Annotated in this window: 24 protein-coding genes and 1 pseudogene; 16 read left to right on the top strand and 9 right to left on the bottom strand. The window is 64.3% G+C overall.

Annotated features, from left to right (window positions below; translation table 11 throughout):
• Position 1 precedes the first annotated feature (1 nt).
• A complete protein-coding gene (locus tag EPL01_RS19875; protein WP_135827026.1) occupies positions 2–802 on the bottom strand; it encodes a TatD family hydrolase in 801 nt (266 codons plus the stop codon).
• A 170-nt stretch (positions 803–972) separates the two neighbouring features.
• On the opposite strand from EPL01_RS19875, the gene EPL01_RS19870 reads away from it, so the two are divergent.
• Both EPL01_RS19870 and EPL01_RS19865 read left to right on the top strand, forming a co-directional pair.
• Positions 973–2,175: an inositol-3-phosphate synthase gene (locus EPL01_RS19870; protein ID WP_135827025.1), complete on the top strand. Its 1,203-nt coding sequence runs from the start codon at positions 973–975 to the stop codon at positions 2,173–2,175.
• A complete protein-coding gene (locus tag EPL01_RS19865; protein WP_135827024.1) occupies positions 2,172–3,563 on the top strand; it encodes an alkaline phosphatase family protein in 1,392 nt (463 codons plus the stop codon). Before EPL01_RS19870 ends, EPL01_RS19865 begins: the two co-directional genes overlap by 4 nt.
• Here the strand turns inward: EPL01_RS19865 and EPL01_RS19860 are convergent, their stop codons facing one another.
• The gene (locus EPL01_RS19860; protein ID WP_135827023.1) at positions 3,564–3,707 is read right to left on the bottom strand and encodes a YHS domain-containing protein; all 144 of its coding nucleotides are present in this window, start codon (positions 3,705–3,707) and stop codon (positions 3,564–3,566) included. It lies immediately after the preceding gene.
• Positions 3,708–4,127: 420 nt separating this feature from the next.
• On the opposite strand from EPL01_RS19860, the gene EPL01_RS19855 reads away from it, so the two are divergent.
• Positions 4,128–4,589 carry a DUF7992 family protein gene (locus tag EPL01_RS19855; protein ID WP_135827022.1) on the top strand — a complete coding sequence of 154 codons (462 nt, stop codon included), beginning with the start codon at positions 4,128–4,130 and terminating at the stop codon, positions 4,587–4,589.
• A 239-nt stretch (positions 4,590–4,828) separates the two neighbouring features.
• Here the strand turns inward: EPL01_RS19855 and EPL01_RS19850 are convergent, their stop codons facing one another.
• The gene (locus EPL01_RS19850) at positions 4,829–5,737 is read right to left on the bottom strand and encodes a substrate-binding domain-containing protein (protein WP_135827021.1); all 909 of its coding nucleotides are present in this window, start codon (positions 5,735–5,737) and stop codon (positions 4,829–4,831) included.
• 335 nt (positions 5,738–6,072) lie between these two features.
• Between EPL01_RS19850 and EPL01_RS19845 the strand changes: the two genes are divergently transcribed.
• Complete coding sequence (locus EPL01_RS19845) at positions 6,073–6,552, top strand: FKBP-type peptidyl-prolyl cis-trans isomerase (protein WP_135827020.1); 480 nt, start codon at positions 6,073–6,075, stop codon at positions 6,550–6,552.
• A gap of 396 nt (positions 6,553–6,948) precedes the next feature.
• Here the strand turns inward: EPL01_RS19845 and EPL01_RS19840 are convergent, their stop codons facing one another.
• The gene (locus EPL01_RS19840; protein ID WP_135827019.1) at positions 6,949–8,451 is read right to left on the bottom strand and encodes a sulfite oxidase; all 1,503 of its coding nucleotides are present in this window, start codon (positions 8,449–8,451) and stop codon (positions 6,949–6,951) included.
• 89 nt (positions 8,452–8,540) lie between these two features.
• Positions 8,541–9,473: a plastocyanin/azurin family copper-binding protein gene (locus EPL01_RS22265; protein WP_246045776.1), complete on the bottom strand. Its 933-nt coding sequence runs from the start codon at positions 9,471–9,473 to the stop codon at positions 8,541–8,543.
• A gap of 221 nt (positions 9,474–9,694) precedes the next feature.
• Between EPL01_RS22265 and EPL01_RS19830 the strand changes: the two genes are divergently transcribed.
• From EPL01_RS19830 to EPL01_RS19820, 4 genes are all read left to right on the top strand, one after another.
• The gene (locus tag EPL01_RS19830; protein ID WP_135827018.1) at positions 9,695–11,482 is read left to right on the top strand and encodes an ABC transporter substrate-binding protein; all 1,788 of its coding nucleotides are present in this window, start codon (positions 9,695–9,697) and stop codon (positions 11,480–11,482) included.
• 84 nt (positions 11,483–11,566) lie between these two features.
• Positions 11,567–11,737, top strand: coding sequence for an HEWD family protein (locus EPL01_RS21885; RefSeq protein WP_168215965.1), 171 nt, complete (start codon positions 11,567–11,569; stop codon positions 11,735–11,737).
• Positions 11,738–12,326: 589 nt separating this feature from the next.
• Positions 12,327–13,022: a MinD/ParA family ATP-binding protein gene (locus EPL01_RS19825; protein ID WP_135827071.1), complete on the top strand. Its 696-nt coding sequence runs from the start codon at positions 12,327–12,329 to the stop codon at positions 13,020–13,022.
• 27 nt (positions 13,023–13,049) lie between these two features.
• Complete coding sequence (locus tag EPL01_RS19820; RefSeq protein ID WP_135827017.1) at positions 13,050–13,676, top strand: RAD55 family ATPase; 627 nt, start codon at positions 13,050–13,052, stop codon at positions 13,674–13,676.
• A 100-nt stretch (positions 13,677–13,776) separates the two neighbouring features.
• Here the strand turns inward: EPL01_RS19820 and EPL01_RS19815 are convergent, their stop codons facing one another.
• Positions 13,777–14,724: an FKBP-type peptidyl-prolyl cis-trans isomerase gene (locus EPL01_RS19815; protein ID WP_135827016.1), complete on the bottom strand. Its 948-nt coding sequence runs from the start codon at positions 14,722–14,724 to the stop codon at positions 13,777–13,779.
• Between the two features lie 224 nt (positions 14,725–14,948).
• Here EPL01_RS19815 and EPL01_RS19810 point away from each other — a divergent pair, with 224 nt between their 5' ends.
• Both EPL01_RS19810 and EPL01_RS19805 read left to right on the top strand, forming a co-directional pair.
• A complete protein-coding gene (locus EPL01_RS19810) occupies positions 14,949–15,128 on the top strand; it encodes an HVO_2753 family zinc finger protein (RefSeq protein ID WP_128478397.1) in 180 nt (59 codons plus the stop codon).
• A 2-nt stretch (positions 15,129–15,130) separates the two neighbouring features.
• Entirely contained in the window at positions 15,131–15,397 is a 267-nt protein-coding gene (locus tag EPL01_RS19805) for an elongation factor 1-beta (RefSeq protein ID WP_135827015.1), read from the top strand.
• 337 nt (positions 15,398–15,734) lie between these two features.
• Here the strand turns inward: EPL01_RS19805 and EPL01_RS19800 are convergent, their stop codons facing one another.
• The 3 genes from EPL01_RS19800 to EPL01_RS19790 all read right to left on the bottom strand — a co-directional run bounded on the left by EPL01_RS19800 (position 15,735) and on the right by EPL01_RS19790 (position 20,116).
• The gene (locus EPL01_RS19800) at positions 15,735–16,367 is read right to left on the bottom strand and encodes a VOC family protein (RefSeq protein ID WP_135827014.1); all 633 of its coding nucleotides are present in this window, start codon (positions 16,365–16,367) and stop codon (positions 15,735–15,737) included.
• A gap of 77 nt (positions 16,368–16,444) precedes the next feature.
• A complete protein-coding gene (locus EPL01_RS19795) occupies positions 16,445–18,859 on the bottom strand; it encodes a pentapeptide repeat-containing protein (RefSeq protein ID WP_135827013.1) in 2,415 nt (804 codons plus the stop codon).
• Positions 18,860–18,952: 93 nt separating this feature from the next.
• On the bottom strand, positions 18,953–20,116 hold the full coding sequence (locus tag EPL01_RS19790) for a cystathionine gamma-synthase (protein WP_135827012.1): 1,164 nt from the start codon (positions 20,114–20,116) through the stop codon (positions 18,953–18,955).
• A 180-nt stretch (positions 20,117–20,296) separates the two neighbouring features.
• On the opposite strand from EPL01_RS19790, the gene EPL01_RS19785 reads away from it, so the two are divergent.
• From EPL01_RS19785 to EPL01_RS19760, 6 genes and pseudogenes are all read left to right on the top strand, one after another.
• The gene (locus EPL01_RS19785) at positions 20,297–20,587 is read left to right on the top strand and encodes a 50S ribosomal protein L21e (protein ID WP_135827011.1); all 291 of its coding nucleotides are present in this window, start codon (positions 20,297–20,299) and stop codon (positions 20,585–20,587) included.
• A gap of 1 nt (position 20,588) precedes the next feature.
• Positions 20,589–20,945, top strand: coding sequence for an RNA polymerase Rpb4 family protein (locus tag EPL01_RS19780; RefSeq protein ID WP_135827010.1), 357 nt, complete (start codon positions 20,589–20,591; stop codon positions 20,943–20,945).
• A gap of 51 nt (positions 20,946–20,996) precedes the next feature.
• Positions 20,997–21,578, top strand: a complete 582-nt coding sequence (locus EPL01_RS19775; RefSeq protein ID WP_135827009.1) for a DUF655 domain-containing protein — start codon at positions 20,997–20,999, stop codon at positions 21,576–21,578.
• A 553-nt stretch (positions 21,579–22,131) separates the two neighbouring features.
• Positions 22,132–23,379, top strand: coding sequence for a type III ribulose-bisphosphate carboxylase (rbcL, locus tag EPL01_RS19770; RefSeq protein WP_135827008.1), 1,248 nt, complete (start codon positions 22,132–22,134; stop codon positions 23,377–23,379).
• 139 nt (positions 23,380–23,518) lie between these two features.
• Positions 23,519–23,866, top strand: coding sequence for a HalOD1 output domain-containing protein (locus EPL01_RS19765; RefSeq protein ID WP_210424201.1), 348 nt, complete (start codon positions 23,519–23,521; stop codon positions 23,864–23,866).
• A gap of 126 nt (positions 23,867–23,992) precedes the next feature.
• A pseudogene (locus tag EPL01_RS19760) lies at positions 23,993–24,065 on the top strand (IS6 family transposase); the annotation flags it as partial.

Raw genomic sequence — 24,065 nt, 5'->3', positions numbered from 1 at the left:
CTCAGGGCTCGTAGTCGAAGTTCGGCGACTGGTCGAAAAACTCGTAGGGGTTCTCGAAGACGACCTTCCGGACCTCCTCGCGGTCCCATCCCCTGTCGAGCATCTTGTCGCGGGCCTTGGGCACCGCGAGCGGGTCCGAGGGGTCCCAGTCGGCCGCGCTGTTTAGAATCATCTTGTCGGTGCCGTGTTCCTCCAGCAGGTCGATGGCCTTCTCGTCCTCGATTTTGCCGGGGTAGAGCGTGAACCCGACCCAGCAGTCGGTCTGCAAGGAGGTCTCGACCGTGTTCTCGGTGTTGTGGTCGATGACGATTCGCTCCTCGGTCACGTCCTCGTCCTGAATCATCTCGACCAGTCGCTCGGTGCCCTCTGGCTTGTTCTCGTGGGGGGTGTGGACGATGACGGGGAGTTCGCGCTCCTCGGCCATCCGGAGTTGCCTGCGGAAGGCGTACTCTTCCTCCTCCGTCCCTTGGTCGAGGCCGATTTCGCCGACCCCGACCACGTTCTCGCGGTCCAGATACTCCGGAATCTCGTCCATCACGCGCTCGGCCATCTCGGGATAGTTGGCCTCCTTGGGTTCCAGCGCGATGGTCACGTAGTGGTCCATCCCGGCGGCGCGCTCGGCGCGCTCCGTCTCGAAGTCGATAATCTGCTCGAAGTAGTCGAAAAAGGACTCGGCGTGTTGCTTGTCCGTCCCGCTCCAGAACGCCGGTTCGATACAGCACTCGATTCCGGCCCGCCGAGCGCGCTCGTAGTCGTCGCTCGACCGGGACACCATGTGCATGTGCGGATCGATGATGCGCATCGTTCGCATAAGACACGCGTCGGACTTTGTTATGAAGGCGTTACGTCCACTTATCCCACATATACCGACGACCGCCTCGCTTGCGCCCTCTCCGGCGCGTATTTTCGGTCGGCGAAAATATTTCAGTTATCTCATAACACAGAAGGGTCTCCCCGCCCTCTACGTACGGGATGACCGAGACAGGTGTGTGGCTAATCGGAGCGCGGGGAAACGTGGCGACGACCGCGATGGCGGGGGCGAGAGCGGTCGCTCGCGGTGAAACGGACCAGACGGGGATGGTGACGGGGAGGAGACCCTACTCGGAGTTGGACCTCCCGGCGGTCGAGGAGTTACGCTTCGGCGGGCACGACATCCGAGAGACGAGCGTGGTCGAGACCGCAAGAGACCTCTCCGAGAGCGGGGTGCCGGACTCGGAGACGGTCGAGGCGGTCGCGGACGACCTCCGGGAAATCGACGGCCGAATCCGGGCCGGGACCGCGGTCAACTGCGGCAACGCGGTCGCCGACCTGAGCGACCGCGACCGACTGGAAGAGCGTTTTAGCGTGGGCGAGGTCGTCGCCCAGATTCGGGACGACTACGAGACCTTCCGGAGCGACCACGGTCTCGACAGAATCGTCGTGGTCAACGTGGCCTCGACCGAACCGGAACTGGCCGAGGCGGAGCGATACGCCACCCGCGAGGAGTTCGAGCGAGCCGTCGCCGAGGACGATTCCGACCTCCCGGCGAGTTCGCTCTACGCCTACGCCGCGCTGGTCGAGGGCCACCCCTACGTCAACTTCACGCCGAGTACGGGGTCGGCGCTCGGCGGACTGCGAGAGGTGGCCCGCGACGAGGGCGTGGCCCACATGGGTCGGGACGCCAAGACCGGCGAGACGCTGGTCAAGTCGGCGCTCGCGCCGATGTTCGCCGGGCGGAACCTCCGAGTCATGTCGTGGGAGGGACACAATATCCTCGGGAATACCGATGGAAAGGTACTGGAAGACGAGGAAAACGAGGCCGGAAAGCTGGCGAGCAAAGGGGGCGTCCTCGACTCGATTCTGCCCGACATCGGGCACAACCGGGTCCGAATCGACTACACGCCCTCGCTCTCCGACTGGAAGACCGCGTGGGACTACATCCACTTCGAGGGCTTTCTCGACACCGAGATGACGATGCAGTTCACGTGGGAGGGGTCGGACTCGGCGCTGGCCGCGCCGCTCGTCCTCGATTTGGTGCGACTCGTCGCCCACGCCGACGAACACGGCGAGTCCGGGCTTCAGCCCCAACTGGCCTCGTTCTTCAAGGCCCCGATGGGCGTCGAGGAACACGACCTCTCGCGGCAGTTCGACCTGCTGGACGAGTACGCCGAGCGGTATCTGGAGGATACAGCATGACCGCCGAGCGCGTCGTCGTCCTCGACGTGGTCGGGTTCCGCCCGGCGTATCTGGGAAGCGGGCGCGCGCCGAACCTGACCGACCTCCTCGGCGACTCGGCCGCCGACCTGCGACCGCCCTTCCCCGCGGTGACGATTCCGGTCCAGACCACGCTGGCGACCGGCCAGTCCCCGGCGGCCCACGGGGACGTGGCGAACGGCGAGTACGATAGGGAGTCGGATTCGGTCGCCTTCTGGGAGCGCGACCGAGGAGACCGCGAGCGCATCTGGGAGGCCGCCAGCGATGCCGGGCTCACGACGGGCGTCCTCTTCTTCCAGCACCTCATCGGGACGAACGCCGACGTGGCGGTGACCCCCTCGCCCATCGAGGACGAGAACAACGACCTCATCGAGATGAACTGCTGGACGAACCCCGACGACTTCTACGACGCGCTGGAGGCCGAACACGGTCACTTCCCGCTCCACCACTACTGGGGTCCGGGCGCGAACGAGCAGTCCAGCGAGTGGATTCTGACCGCGGCCCGCGAGTCGGTCGAGCGCTACGACCCCGACCTGCTGTGGGTCTACGTCCCGCATCTGGACTACGACGCTCAGCGCCACGGTCCGGACTCGGAGGAAGTTCTGGAGGCGGTCGAAACCGTGGACGCGATGGTCGGGGAGTTTCTGGACCACCTCCGGGGCGACGACCGCTGGAGCGAGACGGCGGTGAGCGTCGTCAGCGAGTACGGGTTCCACGGCGTCGAGACCTCGGTCTTCCCGAATCGCGCGCTCCGCGAGGCCGGACTGCTTCAGACTCGTTCCGAGGGTAGCGAGGAGGGCGAGCGCGGCGAGGAAAGCGGGGCCGGAACCGACGTGGACATCCCGGCCTCCGAGGCCTTCGCCGTGGTGGACCATCAGGCCGCGCACGTCTACGTCGATTCCGGAGCCGTCTCGGAGGCCCGCGAAGTCTTGGGCGAGTTGGAAGGCGTCGCCGAGGTGCTGGGCGAGCAGGGCAAGGCCGAGTACGGCATCGACCACGAGAACTCCGGTGAGCTGGTCCTCGTGGCCGAACCCAGCGCGTGGTTCCAGTACTACTGGTGGGCCGAGGACGAGGAGCCGCCCGCCTACGCGACTGACATGGACATCCACGCCAAGCCGGGATTCGACCCCTGCGAACTCTTCTTCGGGGAGAACGCTCCCGTCTCGCTCTCGCCGTCGAGAATCAGCGGGTCGCACGGCCGGATTGACGACGACATGGGTGGTATCTGTGCCTTCGGCGGCCCGGCCGCACCGGATTCGGCGGTGCCGAGCGAAGTAGACGCCCGGCAGGTCGCGCCGACGCTCGCGGCTCTCCTCGGGGTCGAGGACGACCTCGGGATGGACTTCGAGAAGCCGTCGCTGGTCGAGTAGCTACAGGAAGTTCTCGGGCGTGCGCTCGAACTCGGACTTGTGTTCGTCCGAGCAGAACCGGTAGCGGTCTCCTCGATGGGTCGTCTCGATCCGCTCGTACTCGTGGACTCGGCCGCCGCAGACTGGGCACTCCGTCGGTGCCATCCCGAGCAACGTCTACCGAGAGCCTCAAAAGCGCTATGGCGGATTCTGACTATTCAGGGCGGGCGCTCGGTGGACCATTCCACCGGCAAACGCTCGGTGCCACAAACCACGAGAACGCGCTCGGTGCTACGGACCACCGGGATGCGCTCGGTCCTCCAGACCACCGTCTGGGTGGATGAAAGGGGCCGGTCGCTCGCGTTCACTTCAGTCGCTCCGTGGGCCACTATTTCCGCGCGGGCGGTGCTGAGAGCGCGGAAATATCCCGCGGAGCGACCGCGAGCGACCGGGGGCTTTCTACAACACGTCGTCCCCGGTTTCCCCCGCCACTTCTGAAATCGCCAGACGACCGAGATACCTGTTTTTCCACGATTCCCGTCCCCGACGACTACCTTTTTCCCGAGCGAAAGCGTACCTCGGCGCATGTCACTCGACGTTGACGCGCCGTCGCCGCCGTCGCTCTCCACGAAAGTAGACGCCTCCCAGTACGAGGACGCCGACGTGCAGGGCGACGACTACCGGCGCGACGAACTCGAAGAATACCTCGAAGACGGCGCATGGGCCGACGCCTTCGACGAGTGGGCCGCCCACACCGACCTCGGCGAAGACGAGTTCGCCATCACGCGGGACCTCGACATGTTCGAGGAGTACGACTTCTTCTGGGACTCGTTCGCCGACCGAGTTGGCTACCACGCGCCGGGCATCCCCGAGGACTGGAAGGCCAGCGAGTACCACCCCGATATCGACTCGTGGAACACGGTCTCGGGCATCAACGCCGCGATGACCGAGTTCGGCCAAATCGTCTGCGACGTGCTGGAAGACAACTACATCGACTGGGAAGGCGAGTACGAGGCTCCCGACGACTTGCCAGATTTCGAGACGTGAACCGGCGTCTTCCTGATTCAGATTTCCCTCGTTCTGGAACTGTGACCGCGACTCCTGTAATCGACGTACCGTCGTTTTAGAAAGCCCCCGGTCGCTGGCGGTCGCTCAGACGGATATTTCGCGGGCGCAGTTCTGCGCCCACGAAATAGGGCCGACTGAGACGACCACGCGATGCGCCAACGACCGGCCCCTTTCAGTCCACCCAGACACAGTAGATGAGTCTGCCGAGCGCGGTGAGCCTACTCTGATACGTCGATTTGGCGGGGATACGAGTCCGGAATCCCGAATCCCCTCGTCTCCAGTGTCTCGATTGCGCCGGTCAGTTTCTCGACCCACTCCTCGCCCCGAGGAGTCCGGGCGTTCGCGGCGTAGCGAATCGGCGCTCCCGTGACGGTCCGGTCGTTCAGTTCCACGCTGGCTCGGGCGTAGTCGTCGGCGAACTCGGGGTTCGAGAAGTCGATGCGGTCGGGGAGCGCGAGGGAGGGCAAGTCGTGTTCGACCGCCATGTTCCGGTAGGCGAAGGCGGCGTCGATGCCGCCCGCCTCCAGCGTCCGGAGGAGGCCCGTCTCGGGGAAGACGTTGGTCCGGTCGAGGACCGCCTCGGCGTCGATTCCGCCGCCGTTCCGGTCGGCGAGTCTGAGCGCCATCACGGTCCGGTAGCCCAGCGGGTCGCGCTCGGGGTCGGTCCGACCGAGCGTGCGGTCCGAGTCCGAGACGAGCGCGCGCCAGTCGTCGTACTCGTCGGCGAGGTCCTCGCGGAGGGCCACGACCAGCGCGTTCGTTGCGAAGCAGGTCACGCGGTCGGTCAGTCCGGAGAACAGTCGGGGGTCGGCCAGCGCCACCGCGTCCGGGTCGCGCAGGCCGTCTTCGAGGAGTCGGCGGCAGGCCACGCTGCCGTGGGCCTCGACGCTGGCCGCGCCGACCTTCGTGGCGATTTGCTGGAGGCTCCCGGCCACGAGGACGGTGGCCCGTCCTCGCTCGCGGTCGGTGGGTCCGTCGGCATCCGCGGCGGAGCCGTCGGAAGCCGTCTGTCCGTCGGCGTTCGTGTCGTCGGCGTTCGACCGGACCGCTAGCGCCCCGACGCCCGCGGCGCTCCCGGCCACGAACAGGCCCGCACCGCGACGGAGGACTCCTCGACGACTCGGCATGTTCGTAACTGCAATCCGATACGGAAAAAGGATTTCGTAACCAGTAGTGGTTACGTACGGGCCGCTCGAACGAGCGGGCGAGTGTCCTCGTCGAGCGTCGCGGGAATCAGACCCAATCGCACGGAGTGCCTATCGGTCGGTATCCGCCATTAACTACTCTAATCATTGCTTAAGAAAATAATTTGTTGTCTTTAAGAATTAATTATTTGTCCTACCTCCTGAACTTCGCGTTACTCGCCGATCCGCGTTTCACTCGCTGTTACCCGGAAAACCACACGCCTCGCGGCGTTGAACGCTCCACCGGATTCAAGAGGACTAGCGTCGAGAGATATGCTATGGCCTCTCAGGGGGAAGTTGCGGTCGTGCATTTCACGGGGCGAATCGCGGAGGGCGAGGACGAGGGCGAGGTCTTCGACACGACGGACGTGGACGTGGCGATGTCCGAGGACGTCTATCACGGACACCGGGACTACAAACCGCTGGAGTTCCGCGTCGGCGAGCAGAAGGTCGTACCGGGCTTAGACGACGCGGTCCGAGAGATGGAGGTCGGCGAGGAGCGAACCGTCCGGGTCGAACCCGAGCGAGCGTTCGGCGAGCGCGACGAGTCGAAGGTGGTCGAGTACCCGCGCGAGGACCTCGAAGCCAGAAGCGACGTGACCGCCGAACCCGGCGAACTCGTCCGCTCGGAGACCGGCGAGACGGGGTGGATTACCGAGGTGAACGACGAAACGGTCACGGTGGACTTCAACCACGAACTCGCGGGGCTTGCCGTGGAGTTCGACGTGAAACTGCTGAATCGCCACGACGACGGGTAAGGATTTTTCGGGTGGGCGTTTGTGTGGTCACGTTCGGGAAGACACGTGTTACTTCGAGTTCAAGTCGAGAGAATCGTAGAAATGTAGTTTCGAAAGCCCTCGCGGCCCTCGCGGTCACGTGAGCGAAGCGAACGTGATCTCGGAAGACGCGGTTTGTCTTCCGGCGGTCGCTCAGCGGGATATTTCGCCCGCGCAGAACTGCGCGGGCGAAATAGGGCCGCGCTGAGACGACTAAATGAACGCGAGGCCCGCTCGCCCTTTCAGTCCACCGTCGGAGACAAGCTCCGACGAGTCTGCGCTCACTCCGCTCGCGCAGACGCCAGGATGGCGGTTGATTCGCCGAGTGAAGCGTGTGGTTGTTGGTGCTTCGCTAATCGAAGTCGAGAGGAGAGAGAGTTACGACGAGGTCGTCGTTTCCATCCCTTCGGTGGTCGTCTCGCCACCGCCCTCCGTGGTCGTCTGGCCGCCGCCGTCACCGCCATCGGCTTGGACCGTCACGCTCACGCCGTGGGGTACGTAGGCGGTGTTGCAGTAGCCGCCCGTGTTCCACGGGAACTTGTCGTCCTGAATCCCGCGCAGGCCCTCGTCGGGATTCGAGACGGTCGCTGGCTGCGTCCGGCCCTTACCGTCGGTCGCCCGCGAGTGGAGTGTGTGGTCGCCCTCGCTGGCGTCCCACATGTACCGGAACTGCCGCCACGCGTACGGTCCTTGCCGCGGGCCGAAGAACTCGGCGTCGTTCCACGTCTCGCCGCCGTCTGTCGAGACCTCGACCTGCGTCACCCGGTCGTCGCCCGCCCACGCCACGCCGATGACCTCGATTTGTCCGTCCGGTCCGGGCGAGACGGTCGCGCCCTCGCCGGGGTAACCGATGAGCGACTTGACGATCTGGTCGTAGATGAACGCTTGCTCGATGCCCTGGGCGTCCATCTGGCGCTGGGTGTCGAACACGCCGATTCGCGGTCGAGTGTTGGCGTCCTCACCCGCCGGGATGATGCGGTAGGAGTACTGCTGCCAGTGGGTGTAGAGCTGTTGGTCGCCCTCCTCCCACTCCTCGCCGTAGACCATCCGGTCCATCACGTGCATCCTATCGACCCACTTGACGTTGTTGTTGCCGTACCAGCCGGGCACGAGGAGTCGGACCGGGAAGCCGTGGTCGTCGTTCATCGGCGCGCCGTTCATCTCGTAGGCCAGCAGGCAGTCGCTCATCACCTTCCGCATCGGAATCGACCGCGTGAAGATGTCCTCGCCTTCCGGGGCCTCGCCGCCCATCACGGAGAGCCACATGTTCCGGTCGGTGTTCGCGCCGTACTCCTCCAGAATCTCGCTGATGGGCGTGCCGGTCCAGACCGTGTTCCCGACCGCGCCGAACGTCCACGGGTTCCCGCCGACCTGCGGTTCGAAGTAGGCTCGGCCGTTGCCCGAACACTGCATCGTGTGGGTGACGGTCTCGGTCGAGTACTCGCGCTTGATTTCCTCCATCGAAAGTTCGACCTCCTCGTCCACCATCCCGGTCAGCGAGACTGTCCACTCGTCCTCGTTGATGTCCGGCGTCGGGTAGTGGTTCCGGATGTAGTGCTCCTCGCGCGGCGTGATGAAACTCTCGTAGGTGTTGTGCGACTCGGCCTCGGCGTTCTCCGGTTCCGCCGAGATGATTCGCAGGCCGGGATACTGTTCGGCCAGCGGCGGTTCCTGTCCGCCTCCCTGACCGCCGCCTTGCTCCCCATCCTCCGTCGTGGTCTGCTGGCCGCCGACGTTCCCCGAGAGGACGCCGACGCCTGCCAGCGCCCCGGACGCCATCAGGAATCGCCGCCGGTTCAGATACCGGTCGCGCGAGGAGTGTCTGTGTTCGGTCTCGTTTCGCTCGTTCCCCGTCTCGGTTCCCCTGTCTCCCCCTGACATACGAACAACCGGTTCGGCCCACCGCGGCTTAACGTTCCGTCTGAGCTAACAGGTCGGACCTGATAAATCGAATTTGTGTTCGGCGGGAACTATTCCGTTACGACGACTGTACCTATCATTCCCTCGCCGACGTGCGGCACGCAGACGTAGGTGTACTCGCCGGGCGTCTCGAAGGTGTGTTCGTAGGACTCACCCTCGGCCACGACGCGGAAGGACTCGCCCTCGGGGTACGACGAGAACGGCTCGGCCCCCTCCGGAAGGCTGACCTGTCGGGCGGCCTCCGGCCGACACGAGACGTTATGGCCGGCGCTCTGGAACTCCCACCGGACCGTCCCGCCGACCGGGATTTCGGCTCGCTCTGGCACGAACCGGAAGTACTGGCCCGAGGGGCCGACATCGACGACGGCCACGTCGCCCGACCCCCCGCCCGTCTCCGTCGTCGTCTCGCCTGCCCCCGTCGTCGTCTCGTCAGTCGCAGTCGTCTCCTCGGTCGTGGTTTCTTCGGTCGTCTGAGCCGCGGTGGTCGGGAACCCCTCGCCGAGTTCGACCGCGCCGCGCATCTCCTCGGGATGGAACTGGCAGTCGTACCCGGCCAGCGCCCGCCCCGCCCTGAATCGCGTCGCTCGGGTCGCACCCTGCCGGTCGGCGGCCCGGGTCTGGCTCACGGCGTTTCCGTCCGCGTCGAGGAGCCTGAACCGGTGTCGCTCGCCGTCGAGGTTCACCCAGACGATTCGGTAGCGGTCGCCCTGCCGCAACTGGAGCGCGGGATTGCGCTGGCCCTCGATTGCCCGCGGCTGGAGTCCGAGCCAGTAGTCCCGCCGCGCGCCGAGGACGATGGTCGTCCTGTCGGCCTGCGCCGCGTCGCTGCCTGCTCCTGCTCTGGCGAGCGTTGGCGTGGCCGCCAGCGCCGACGCTCCGCCGAGAGCGCGCAAGACTCCTCGCCGCGAAGTTGCTCGCGTCTGTTCGTTTTCGCTGTCGATGAGAACCTCCTCGGCCGAGGCCGAGTCGCTGTCTCCCCCCATAACCGACAGTACCGTCGGCAGTAACCCCCAAATACGTTCGGGTGGTCAGCGCCGAAGGTGGGAGGGCCTCGCGTTGGTTTCTGTCGCTGCTGTCGTTGGGCGAACGGCTTTGTGTAGATTTGCCGTGCCACTAATGTTCACACAAAGACGAAGTAGGTGGGAATTTCTTCTGAACGTGAAAGCGGCTTACCTGTCCGTCGTTCGAGACGGGGAGTCTCATCATGACACACAACAACTCTACGCAGCCTTCCGCGTCGCGTCGCGCCTTCCTCGGCACCGCCGGGAGCGTCGCAGTCGGCGTCGGCCTCGCGGGCTGTTCCGGAAGCGCACCGACGGCAGACGACTCGGGCCGCGAGCGAACCTATCGGATGGTCGGCGGGGCCATCCGGACGCTCGACCCCGCGGCCGCCACCGACTCGGAGTCCACGACCGTCATCTCGCAGCTGTTCGACGGACTGGTCCACTACCCGAAGGGGAACATCGACCCCGAACTGCTGTTGGCCGACGACCACCGGGTTTCGGAGGGCGGGCGAGTCCACACCTTCGACCTCGACCCCGAGGCGACGTTCTCCGACGGGCGCGAGGTCACGGCCGACGACGTGGTCTACTCCTTCGAGCGAATCGCGGCCTCCGACCACTCCACGTCGGCCAGCGACTTGCTGGACGTTCTCGGCGTCGAACACGAGACCGAAACCGTCGAAACCGACGACGGGACCGAAGAGCAATACAAGCCCGGCACGCTCGGCGTCGAGGCGAAGGACGACCGAACCGTCGAGATTCGCTTGTCTGAACCTTTCCACGCCGCGCTCGGCGTGCTGGCCTACCCGTCGTTCGCAATCGTCCCGGAAGGGTTGCTGGGCGACGTCGAGGGCTACGACGGCGAGATGAGCCACGAGGAGTTCGCCACCGAGAACCCAATCGGCGCGGGACCGTTCACCCTCGACACGTGGGAGAAGGACGTGGAGTACTCGGTCTCGGCGCGCGACGACTACCGGGGCGAGGGTCCCTTCGTCGAGGGGATTCGCTGGGAGGTCACGAGCAACGCCTCGGCGGCCTACACCTACGCCATCAACCGGAACGCCGACGCCTTCTGGATTCCGAGCGGGAAGTTCGACCCGAGTCTCGTCACCATCGAGGAGACCGACCGGAAGGGCCGGAAAGTCGGCACCTACGGCCCCCTTCCGGAGAACGGCGAGACGGTCCAGTACCGCCAGATTCCGCTGACGTGGACCTACTACCTCGGGTTCAACGCCGAGAACGTCGAGAAGCCGGTCCGCCAAGCAGTCGCCCACGTCCTGAACCAGCAGACCCACGTGCAGGACATTCACGAGGGGCGAGGCAAGCCCGCCACGCACCTCACGCCGCCGAACCTCTACCCCGGCGGGAACCCGGCGTATCAGGACCACGCCGAGCAGTACCCCTACGGTCTCACCGAGTCGCGCTTCGAGGAGGCCCGAGAGGTACTCTCGAAGGCGGGCTACGGCCCCGACAACCCCGCGGAGATGACGCTCTCGGTCTACGACGCGACGGCGTGGTTCGAGACCGGAAAGCTCCTGCGCGACAAACTGGCTCGCGTGGGAGTGGACGTGTCCGTCGAGCGCGTCCCGTTCTCGACTATCGGCGAGCGCGGCCGAAACGGCGATTTGGACGCCTTTACCTACGGGTGGGTGATGGACTACCCGTCGCCGGACAGCTTCCTCAAAATCCTCAATCCGCCGTCGTCGGACGACTACTTCTTCTTCTGGGGCGGCACGTCGGCGGCCGACCGCGCCGAGAGCGCGTGGCAGACGGTGCGTAATCACCCCTCGGGAAGCGACGCCGACCGGAAGGCGCGGGCAGAAGCCTACCAGCAGATGGAGGCCGCGAACTGGGAGGACGTCGTCGCGCTCCCGGTGTACCACCCCGTCGGCGAGGGGTTCTACTACGACTGGGTGGACGTGCCAAAGACCGGGGCCGCCGGATTCTCCAAGCACAAGTACAACCACGTCCGCGTCGGCAAGCGCGAGTAGTCGGGCGAAACTGACTCCTCGTTCTTCCGGCAAACCCTGATGCAGGAGACTGGTTTAAGTACCCGTGCGTCCTCCTACCACCCGATGACGAGACTCGACCCGCCGACGGAGCGCGAATGCACGGAGTGCGGGCGGCGGGACGTGTGGGACCCCGACCGCCAGAGCTGGCGAATCCGCGACGACGCGAGCGCCGGTAGCCCCAACTGCATCCACGACTGGGACATCAACGGAACGTACCTGCCGATTCGGGAGTAAACCGGTCCGTCGAGCGCGAATCGAACCCGTTCGAGAGCGAGCGGACAGGCCGGGCGTCAGGGTTGGAAATGAAGAGATTTCTTCAGGAATTAAAAACCATTTCTAAATATTGGTTTTTCATTGCTTAGAGATTTGTTTTGTGGGTCTGAGGTGCGCTCGGCGGACTAATCGCCAGCGAACGCTCAACTGAGTAACCAGTAGGGTGGGATGAAGGGGCCGCCCGGTCGCGTTTACCTTGGTCGCTCCGTGACCCCTATCCGAGGTCGGGCGGTGTCTCACCGAACGGAGTGAGGTGATGGCTCGGAAGACGCGGTTCGTCTTCCGGTGCGGAGAGACCGAGGATATGTCACGGAGTCGTTCGAAAATCGGAGATTTTCGTGATCACGAGAGCTTCGCTCTCGGACGACGACCGCGAGCGGGCGGGGGCTTCAAGAAGACAACACCACACTGGTTCTACAGCTCATGCTCACGGTTACGTCGAGACGTCATACCATTTTGGTTCCGGAATCTCAAGTCCAGAAACAAACAAAACGATTGCAGACTCGTAGCGTCCGAACGTTCAAGTCCGATGGCGGAACAACCCCGCGCCATGCTCGCAGTCGCCGGAGGCAAGGGCGGTGCCGGGAAGACGACCACGACGCTCGGACTGGCGGGTGCGCTCGCTCGCCAGCGCAGAACCGTCCTCGCGGCCGACGCCGACCGAGAGATGCCAGACCTGCACGCGATGGCCGGAGTCGCGCGCAGTCCCGGCCTCGACGCTGTGGCCGCGGGGTGGCCCGCGCGCTTCGTCGCCGAACGAGGTGGTACCTCCTCCGGAGAAGTCAGTATCCTCCCCGCCGCGAGCGGTCCGGCGAACGCCGACAGGCGACAGAAATTGACCACCCCCGAGATAGCCAGCCTCAATCCCGCCGAGGAGTGGGCCGACGCGGTCCTGCTGGACTGCCCCGCCGGAGCGGGACCGGACGCGGTCGCGCCGCTCCGCGCGGCCGACGCCGTCGTGGTGGTGACGACCGCCGAACCCGCCTGTCTGCGGGACTCCTCGAAGACCGCCGCGATGGCCCGCGAACTCGGCACGCCGGTCGCTGGCGCGGTAGTCTCCCGCGCCGAGGACCCGCCGGAGGGCGTCTCTCGGCTTCTGGAGTGTCCGCTCCTCGGGACCGTTCCCGACGCCGGAGTCGAGTCGCCGACGTCCGCCGCGCCCTCGGGCGACGAACCGCTGGCCGACGAACGGGTCCGGGCCGCCCACGACCGACTCGTGTCAGCGCTTCAGCCCAAATACTTATGAAACAACGTCGCCAAAGCGTGCAAATACGTGGCACGGCGTCTCTCGACCGGCATCGACGTGTTAGACAGGAAACTCGACGGGGGACTACCGAAGGGGAGCATCGTCTCGCTGTCGGCACCTCCGGCGAGTCAGGCGGAGCTACTGCTGTACGAGTTCACGTCTGCGCGCCGGACGCTCTACCTCTCGACCGACCGCGACGAGGCCGCCGTGACCAAAGCCTTGGAGCGCGCGCCGGGCAACACCGGGTCGCCCGACGTGCGCCGAGTGCCGGGCGACGCCCCGCTGGACCACTCCCAGCGCCTGTTTCGGCGACTCCCCGAGGACTCGAATCTCGTCATCGACCCCATCGACCTGCTGGAGAAGCAAGACGAGGGTCGGTACCGCAACTTCCTCAACGACCTCCAGAACCACCTCCAGAACACCGAGGGCGTGGCGGTCCTCCACGGTCTCGACGGCCGGTCGGTGCCCGACTCGCGCGACGTGACCGAACACATCGCCGACGTGGTGTTCCAGTTGCACACCGAGTACTCCGGCGACACCATCGAGACCCGCCTCGCGGTGCCGAAGTTCCGCGGCGGTCGGGCGCTCTCGGAGACCATCAAACTCGAACTCGCCGAGTCGGTCCGCATCGACACGAGTCGAGACATCGCCTGAGAGGCCGGAATATCGCCTGAGAGGCCGGAGCATCACCTGACGAATCGGAGATTCAACTACTGAGCGTTGTCGACCGCGAAAGAAGCAGGAACGGGTCGGCTTACTCTTCGTCGGCTTCGGCGTCTTCGAGTTCCTCGACGATTTCGTCCTCGTCGACGTCGGCGTCTTCGAGGGCTTCTTCGAGGTCAGCGCCGCCCATGCCGCCGCCCATCATGCCGCCCATCGGGCCCATGCCGCCGCCCTCGATGGTCTCCTGGATGATGACGCGGTCCAGACCGAGCTGGTCCATGACGTTCTGGGCGATCTGCTGCTTCTGGAACATCCACTGCTGGTTCATCGCCAGCTGGGGCGTACTCTCGATGTAGAGGGTCTCCTTCTCGACCGTCTCGGTTTCGGTCTCGGGTTCCCCTTCTTCGTCCTCGTCGGGTTCGACGATGGTCTCCTCTTCGACCTCGTCGGTCTCGATCCACATGTCGAGGTCGGCGTCGATGTACATCGAGACGAGGCCCTGAGCCTGCTCGACGCGGTCGGTGACCTCGCCGACGATTTCGTAGTCGTACTCGATGTCCTCGCCAGCGAGCGGGTGGTTGAAGTCGACGCGAGCGCGGCCGCCGATGATGGTCTCGACGTGGCCGTGGTCGCCGTCGACGTTGACGTGCGCACCGGGGTAGCGCTCGTCTTCCGGAATCTTGTCGGCGCTGACGGTCTTGACCTCTTCGGGGTCGTACTCGCCGAAGGCCTCCTCGGCGGGGATGGTCGTGTTACCCGAGTGACCGACCTCCTTGCCGACGAGGTCCTCTTCGACGCTCTCGAAGATGTGACCCTCGCCGAGGACGATGGTGCGCGGCTCGAACTCGCGCTCCTCCTCGTCGAGACCCTCCTCTTCGGCCACTTCGGGGTCGGTCGTGTCCACGATGTCGCCGTCCTCTACGGTGCGCGCGGTGTAGTCCAGACGGACGAAGTCGCCGTTCTGGAACCCGTCATTGGCCTCCTCTTCTGCTTCCGTTGTCTCTTCGTCGGCCGCTTCGGCCTCTTGTTCTTCACTCATACCCGAAACGTCGCTCGTTCGCCCCTTAAGAATCACGTTTCGTGTTTTTCGATTCGCCCGCGGGCCGAACGGGCGGCAACCAGCCAGAGGCCGAGTAGAACGGTCGAATCCGGAAATCTCGGCGAGCGCGGGAGCGTCGCTGGGGCCAGCACTCGGCGGTCTCGCCGCCAGCGACACCGGACCCTATCGAAACGATTTAAAGTCGCGCCCGGGTAGGAGTGGGTATGAGTCAGTCGAAACAGAAGCAGGCGCGACGATGCGTCTCCTGCGGGATCAACATCTCGGGGACGAACGCCGCGTCGTTCAAGTGCCCCGACTGCGGGCAACAGATTTACCGCTGTGCCAAGTGTCGCAAGCAGAGCAACCTCTACGAGTGCCCCGACTGCGGGTTTATGGGTCCGTAACCATGGGAAAGGTAGCCGCCAAAATCAAGGTCATGCCGCAGAGCCCGGAAATCGACCTCGACGACCTTCAGGAGTGCCTCGAAGACTCGCTCCCCGAGGGCGCGAAAATCAACGGCTTCGAGCGCGACGAGGTCGCGTTCGGCCTCGTCGCCCTCCTGCCGACGGTCATCGTCCCCGACGACACGGGCGGGACGGAAGCCGTCGAAGAGGGCTTCTCGAACGTCGACGGCGTCGAGAGCGTCGAAGTCCAGAACGTCGGTCGGATTTAACTCGGTTTTCGCAGTTTCGCGGTTTGCGGTTTTTTGGTTGGTGGTGAGTTGTGGGTGTCGTAGCTCGTCGTGAGGCTAGTGGTTAGGGTACTGATTTTGTGTCTTATAGAATTGGTTAGTTTTCCCTGACCCATTTTTATATGATTTTATGCTAGCTACTCCCGAAGCCGAGGAGTCACCGCACAGCACCCCCGAACCGCTACCGCGGACCACGCCCTCCCTAACCGACTGCGTTGCTCGTCGCTACGCTCCTGCGCTACTCGTCCCTCGCGCGGAAGGGTGCGCTCACGAGAGAGCGCACCAGCGCACGCCGGGATTTTGTCTGACTTGCCGAAACTTACGGCGTCCCGGCCCCAGTCGGCGCGTCCGGCAAGTCGAACTTCTCGACGTCGAGGTCCAACTCCTCCAGCGCGGCCTCGATGTGGCGCTCCTCGGCGAAGTCAGCGCCGTCCTCCTCGCGGATGCGCTGGGCGGTGGCCAGAACCTCCCCCCGCCGGTCGTCGGGAATCGCCCACTTGTCGGTCGCCAGTTCGATGGTCAGACCGTTGTGGTCGCTGGTGTACAGCGAGTGGAAGATGCCCCGGTCGAACTCGTTGTAGCCTCGTCCGGCGTCTTCGAGGGCCTCGCGGACCTCCACGAACCGCTCGGGGTCGATGGAGAACGAGAGGTGGTGGACCGCGCCGACGCCAGGGCGCTGGGGCCGCGGGTTCGACGGCCGGTCGTCGTCCACGAAGAACGTGAGGATGCGCCCGTCGCCCGTGTCGAAAAAGAGGTGCGTCGAGTCGGGGTCGTCGAGGTTGGGTTGTCGCAGGACCAGCGGCATCCCGAGGAGGTCCCGATAGAACGCGATGGTCTCCTCGGCGTTGCTCCCGACGAGCGTGACGTGGTCGGTTCCGGTGGTGTGCATCGGACTGTCCGGGAGGTCGGCGGTGACCTCGAACTCCTCGGCCGGTCGGCGTTCGTTGGACATAGCTTTGGGTAGTCGGTCGGCGAGTATAGTTCTCAGGTAACACTCGCGTCACCTCAAAAGTGGCTTCGAGAGGAGGGTTACCACGTCGCACGTCGGCCGAGGACGAAGACTAACAGCGCCATCAGGAGCGCGCCGAGGAAGGACTCGACCGTGGCGACGTACTTGGCCCACCCGACCGGCTGTAAGTCTCCGTAGCCGAGGGTCGTGAACGTGACCGTGCTAAAATAGACGCTGTCCAAAAGGAGCGTCGCCGTCTCGGACACCGAATTCGGAAATGTGTTCAGTATGTGCGGATAGCTACGGGGAGAAGTACCATCCGGACCGAACCCACCGAACGGATACAGCACCGCACACGCGAGGATGACGAAAAACGAGACGCCGACCACGCGCCACGGACTCTCCCCGTGTCTCGTCAGGTTTCGATTGACGGAGTAGACGAGTGCTCGAGGGAGGTTCCACTTCCGGAGGTGAGACGGTCGCACCCCGTCTATCTCTCCCCAGTTGTTCCAATTCTTCCAGCGCTGTTTCCGGTGGGCTTCCTCTTTGCAGATGTGGTACTTTCGGGCCTTCTCCACCATCGCGTGTTCCTCGTGTAGCGATTCCAGACGGCGGTAGGTCCACGCCGAGGCCTTGAGGTTGTCCACGTCGCCGAAAATATCGGCCTCGGGTTCGGTTTCGTACCGGCAGTTTTCTCCGAACTCCGTTTGGTAGTTGATTCGAACGTCAGCGAGGTGGACTTGGTAGAGTTTGGCCCGGAAGAAGGTCGCTTGTCGGAGGTCCGCTCGTCTCAGGGAAGCGTTCTCCAAATTGGCTCCCCTGAAGTCGGCCCCCCGGAGGTTGGCGTCTCTCAGAAAGGCGCTCTCTAAATCCGCCCCGGTACAGGTAGCCTCTCGCAAATCGGCGTTCGTGAGGTTTGCGTTCGGAAGGTCGGCGTCGGTGAAGTCCACCCCTTCGAGGGTCGCATCCGCCAAGTCAGCGTCGGTGAGGTCTGCTTCGGCGAAGTCGGTTTCGGCGAGCGCGACGCCCGTGAGGTCCACTCCGCGGAGCGTCGCTTCGGCCAGCGTGGCGTCGCCGAACCTCGCATCGCCCACATTCGCCTCCCGAACGTCTGTGTTCGTGAGGTCGGCGTCGGTGAGATCCGTGTTCGTGAGGTCCACTCCCCGGAGGTCGGCGTCCGAGAGTGTCGCTCCGGAAACGATGGCATCGGTAAGGTCCGCCCCTCGGAGGTCGGCACCGACGAGACTCGCACCGGAAAGGTTAGCCCCGCGGAGATTCGCGTTTGTGAGGTCCGACCCGTCGAGGACCGCTTCTCGGAGGTCGGCGTCCGAGAGGTCCGCATCGGAAACATCTGCGTTCTCACACTCGGACTTCGAGAGGTCGGCCTCCCGAAAGTCCGCGTTAACGAAATTACACCCTCTGAGATTAGTTCCCGAGATATCGACGCCGTAGAGTTCGGCCTCCTCGAAGTCGGCCTCCGCGAAACTCGCCTCGGAGAGGTCCGCCTCACGAAGCGATGCCCCGGTAAAATCGGCCTCGGCGGACGACGCTCGTTTGAGATCGGCCTCGTCGAGTACGGCGTTTCGAAGGCTCGCCAGACGGAGGTCAACTCTGAGGAGCGTGGCACCGCGAAGGTCTGCCCCTGACAGATTGGCGTTCTTGAGACCAGCACGGCCGAGGTTCGCGTCATCGAGCGATGCACCGCCAAGGTTCGCTTGCCGAAGTGTCGCATTTCCGAAGTCTATTTCCGAAAGCTCCGCCCGGCGAAGGTTTGCCGACGAGAGGTCCGCATTGTGTAGGACTGCCCCGTCGAGGCGAGCGAAACCAAAATCCGATTCGGGAAGGTCCGCTGCAGTCAGCCTCGCCCCCGTGAAGCTACTCCCGCGGAAGCTACCCTTCGTGAGGTCTGCCTCACGGAGGTTCGCCCCGTCGAACGTTGCCGACGCGAACTCGGCACGTTCGAGACTTGCTTCGGAGAGCTTCGCCGATTCGAGGTCCACCGCCTTGCCAGTCGTTCGACAGAGGTTCGCCCGTCGGAGGTTCGCGCTTTCGAGGACGGCCGACGAGATGTCGGCTTCAGTTAAGTCCGCGAAAGATAGATTCGCATCGGTGAAGATGGCGTTTTGGAGGGTTGCCCGACGCAGGGTCGCGTCTTTGAAATCGGCCCCGCTGAAGTCAGCGTCTTCGAGGAGTGCGGACGAAAGGTTCGCCCCGAAGAAGATGCTGTCGCGCAAGGTAGTCCGACGCAGGTCGGCGCTTTCGAGTGCGCAGTCGGCGAACGAAATCCGCGTCTGGAAGGCACAGGCTCGGAGGACGGTCCCGTTTAGAACCTCCCCGTCGTTCGCTCGGTCATCGTGAATTCGAGTCGTCGGTTTCTGCGCTCGGTCGGCGTGCCAGAGGCATCGGTCGCTGTCTTCGCACGGTTCTCGACAGCAACAACTGGAAACCTCCGCGGATTCAGTGATGTAGCCACATCGCTGGTCTGGCACGTCCATGCGAGACACGACATAGTAAAATAACTTAAAATTAATTCAGAGTGGAAATTTCCGGTCGACAGAGCGAGCGACCGAGACTTCGTCCCGGATGTCTCACTCCAGCGACTTCTCGAACGCCTGCTGAAGGTCCGCCTTCAGGTCCTCGACGTTCTCGATGCCGATGCTCGCCCGAATCAGGCCGTCACGAAGCCCCGCCGCTTCGCGCTCTTCGGCCGGAATCGCGGCGTGGGTCATGGTCGCGGGCTGTTCGATGAGACTTTCCACCCCGCCGAGACTCTCCGCGAGCGTGAAGACCTCGGTCTCGCTCACCACGTCGGCGGTCTCTTCGAGGCTCGCGTCCATCTCGAAGCTGACCATCCCGCCGAAGTCGTCCATCTGCGAGGAGGCGAGGTCGTGGTCGGGGTGCGATTCGAGGCCGGGGTAGTAGACCCGGTCCACGTCCTCGTGGCCCTCCAGCCACTCGGCCAACTCGCTGGCGTTCTCGCAGTGGCGGTCCATCCGGACCGGGAGCGTCTTGGTGCCCCGGAGGACGAGGAAGCACTCGTGGGGACCGGGGGTCGCGCCGACGCTGTTCTGGTAGAAGCCGAACTGCTCGTCTAGCTCCTCGTCGTCGGTGACCAAGGCCCCGCCGACGACGTCGGAGTGGCCGCCCATGTACTTCGTCAGCGAGTGGGCCACGAGGTCAGCGCCGAGTTCGAGCGGGCGCTGGAGGTACGGCGTGGCGAAGGTGTTGTCCACGGCGCAGAGGGCGTCGTGGTCGTGGGCGATGTCGGCGGTGCCCTCGATGTCCACGACGTTGAGCAGGGGATTCGTGGGGGTCTCGACCCACACGAGTTCGGTCTCCTCGCGCATCGCAGACTCGGTCTCGTCGAGGTCGGTCATGTCCACGAAGTCGAATTCGAGGTCGTACTGCTCGTAGACCTGCGTGAAGATGCGGTGGGTGCCGCCGTAGACGTCCTCGCTGGCGACGACGTGGTCGCCCGCTTCGAGGAGGTTCAGCACGGTGTTGATCGCGCCCATCCCGCTGGAGAAGGCCCGGCCGTACTCGCCGCCTTCGAGGCTGGCGACGTTGGCCTCCAAGTCGGTGCGCGTGGGATTGCCGGTCCGGGAGTACTCGTAGCCCCGGTGTTCGCCCGGCGCGTCCTGCTCGTAGGTCGAGTTGGCGTGAATCGGGGTCATGAGCGCCCCGGTCTCCTCGTCCGGTTCCTGTCCGGCGTGAATCGAGCGCGTCTCGAATCTGAACTCGTCGTCGGTCATGGGCGAACCGACGAACGGATAGCAGGTTACTCTTGTCCTTTGGGCACGTCGCGCCGAAAGCGCTGCTCGACGGGGTGAGTCGAGGCGAATTTTCGCCCTCGACCGACCGAATCTCCTCGTGTCCGAGAAGCACGGAACGTGCCATTTATAATGGAGACAGAACAAGAGGGTGGTACGACTATGCCGAGTTCGAACGGACCCTACCACAGCACTCGCAACAAGCTCTCGAACGACCCCCGCGAGAGCGGTACGTCTCCGCCTCAGCGGGCCGTCCAGCAGTACGAGGAGGGCCAGAAGGTCCACCTCAAAATCGACCCGAGCGTCGAGAAGGGCCGCTTCCACCCGCGCTTCGGCGGCCAGACCGGCGAAATCGTCGGCGAGCAGGGCGAAGCCTACAAGGTCGCCATCAGCGACCGCGGCAAGGACAAGACCCTCATCGTCACCCCCGCGCACCTGAAAGCGCAGGAATAGCATGACCATCTTCAAGGAAAAGGTCGAGGAGGAGTTCCTGACCACGGCGGAAGCCAAAGAACTGCTCTCGGACGTCGAGCAAGAGCGCGCGCTGGACGAGGACCGAGAGATGCGCTACGAGTTGGCCCGCGCCATCGAACACGTCAACCGGTTCGCCACGCTCGACGCCGAGGAGTCCCGCGAACTCGTGGAGGACCTCCTCGAACTCGAGAAGGTGGACGAGCAGACGGCGCACAAGATTGCCGACATCCTGCCGAAGGACCGCGACGAACTCCGCGCTGTGTACGCCCAAGAGCGCTACACCCTCTCGGGTGACGAACTCGACGACATCCTGAACGTCGTCGCCAAGTACGACTGACGACCGATTGCCACCAACTCTTTAAGTATCTCGTCGGCGTATTCCATGACAATGAGCGAACAGAACGACGACGAAGCGCAGGTTCCCGCGGTCGTGCTGGACTACCTCCCGCACGGCCGCGCCGACGACGACCGGCCCCAGTACCAGAAGCCAGCCCTCGCCTACGCCCTCGGCGTCGAGGAGTTCCGACTGTTCGAGGTCACGCTCGAAGAGGACGTGAGTCTCACCATCACCGACCGGTTCGACGCCGACCCGTCGGACGACCTCGTGGCGAACGTCCGCGAAATCGAGTTCGAGGACCTCTCCGGGGCGGCCCAGTCGGAACTCGAACACGCCATCCGAGACGTGGTGGAGTCGAACGAACGGCGGTTCGTGGACTTCTACAACGACGCCCAGCCGATTACCCTCCGGCTCCACCAGCTCAACCTCCTGCCCGGCATCGGCAAGAAACTGCGCAACAACATCCTCGAACAGCGAAAGCGCAAGCCCTTCGAGAGCTTCGAGGACTTGGAGGACCGAGTGTCGGGCCTCCACGACCCCGAGGAGGTGCTGGTCGAGCGCATTCTGGAGGAACTGCGAGAGGACGACCTGAAGTACCGAACCTTCGTGCGCGTCGAGGAGCAACAGGGATAGCGGTCGCGGGCGGTAGTTTTCGTCTTCTCCTCTCGGCTTTCTTTCGTGAATCGCAATTGTAGAGTGGTGTTAAGAAAATATATTCTTATTATAAGGAAATAAATATGCCCCTCAAACCGTGGCGGCAGGACAGTCGCCAAGTTCTCGACGGCGACCGTGAACACTTCTGAAGTCCCCGGTCGCTCGCAGTCGCTCAGCGACGTATCGGCGCTCTCCGCACAACCCGCGCCGATAGGGGTCGCTGAGACGACCACGGGCCTCCGGCCTGCGAGCGACCGGCCCCTTTATCCCACCCTGCCGTCTGATTTGCGGAGCGTTCGCTGTCGGCTGGTCGGCCAAGTGTTCGCTCTCGGTTGGGTCACCGAGCGCCTGCTGTCGGCTGGTCGGCCGAGTGTTCGCCGCCGGCTGGTACGTCGAGTGTTCGCCAGTTGTCTGTGCCACCGAGCGCCGAATCGGGTGATTCGGCGCTCGGCGTGCCTCTTTCGCTCAGAGTGGATCTTTCGCTCGGGGTGCATCTTTATTGGTATCAGCGACGATAGTTCTCGGGAGTACTATGACCGGAATAACCTACGAGGACTTCCTCGACCTCGACTACGACCCGTCCGATACCGACCTCGTCTGCGAGTTCTACGTCGAACCGGCCAGCGACATGGACGTGGAGGCCGCCGCCAGCAGGGTCGCCTCCGAGAGTTCAAACGGCACGTGGGCCGAGTTGCAGGTCGAAGGCTCCGTGCGGGACCTGAGCGCCACCGCCTGCGGAATCGACGGGAACTCGGTGACGGTCGCGTACCCCGACGCCCTCTTCGAGGCGGGCAACATGCCCCAAGTCCTCTCGTGCATCGCGGGCAACATCCTCGGGATGAAAGCGGTCGAACGCATCCGACTGCGGGACTGCGACTGGCCCGAGAAACTGACCTCCTCCTTCCCCGGTCCCCAGTTCGGAACGAGCGTCCGCGACGAAATCTTCGACGCCGGAGACCGGCCCATCACCGCGACGGTGCCCAAGCCGAAGGTCGGCCTCACGACCGACCAGCACGTCCAAGTCGGCTACGAGGCGTGGACCGGCGGCATCGACCTGCTGAAGGACGACGAGAACCTGACCGACCAGGAGTTCAATCCCTTCGAGGAGCGCCTCAAGCGAAGCCTCGAAAAGCGCGACCAGGCCGAGGACGAGACCGGCGAGACCAAGAGCTATCTGGTCAACGTCACCGCCGACGGCGGCGAGATGTTAGACCGCGTGGACATGGCGGCCGAGCAGGGCTGTGAGTACGTCATGGTGGACGTGATTACGGCCGGATGGGCCGCGGTCCAGCAGGTCCGCGAGCGGTGTGAGAGACACGGGCTGGCCATCCACGCCCACCGAGCGATGCACGCCGCCTTCGACCGCATCGAAACCCACGGCGTCTCGATGCGCGTCGTCGCGCAGGTCGCTCGCCTCTGCGGCGTGGACCACATCCACACCGGCACCGCCGACCTCGGCAAACTCGAAAACGAGGACACGGTCGGCATCAACGAGTGGCTCTACTCGGACCTCTACGGCCTGAACGACGTGCTGCCGATGGCCTCCGGCGGCCTCCACCCCGGTCTCGTGCCGGAACTCGTGGACCGCGCCGGAACCAACATCGGGATTCAGGCCGGTGGCGGCATCCACGGCCACCCCGACGGCACCCACGCCGGAGCGAAGGCCCTCCGGCAGGCCATCGACGCGACGATGGAGGGTGTCCCGCTCGAAGACTACGCCGAGGAGCATCCGGAACTCGCGGCCGCGCTCGACCAGTGGGGAACCGAGACGCCGCGGTAGTCAGCCTACGGATTTCGGCAGAATAGCAGGTAGAAGCGCCGAAGAGCCAGCAGACGAAATTTTGCCCCCGGACAATATTATAAATAATAATACATCGGAACAAATCAATAACCCAAGGTACTAAATCGTCTTGACGTATATGGCAAGACGAATGTCGGAGAACCAGCAGAAACGTCGGTCGCAGGGCGCGGCGGGACCGCGGGACCGACCCCGACGGCGGCGACTCATCGACGAGGCCGAAACCGCGAGCGAGGCAGTCGTAGCGGCGGTTGCGACCGCGACGGACGCCGAGAAGGACGCGCTCCCCCCGCTCGGCGACCATCTAGACACCGACGCCCTCGACCGACTGGTCGAGGCCGAAACCCAGTCGCCCGCGGCGGGACTGGTTTTCACCCGGACGGAAGACATCCCGACCGACGTGGAGGTCTCCTTCGAGTATGCAGACTACGACGTAACGGTCTCCGACAACTACGTTCTCCTCGAATAGCGCCGGTACGACGCGAAGTTCGGAGTCGCCCCCAGACGCGCCGAGGTATGTAAAATCGCGGTTTGAGCTTACGGTCGTGTTTAGTTAAGAGTGAAGGATGAGGCGGGAGTGATTTTGTGCTGATTCATGGCCAAAATCACCCGCCTCAGCGGTTGTAGTGACTGGATTGACTTGGAGTTTGTGGAGCGTGAACGGACAC

Source organism: Halorussus ruber, from assembly GCF_004765785.1.
GTDB lineage: Archaea > Halobacteriota > Halobacteria > Halobacteriales > Haladaptataceae > Halorussus > Halorussus ruber.
The sequence above is the reverse complement of the archived record's forward strand: the minus strand, read 5'-3'. Positions and strand labels throughout refer to the sequence as shown.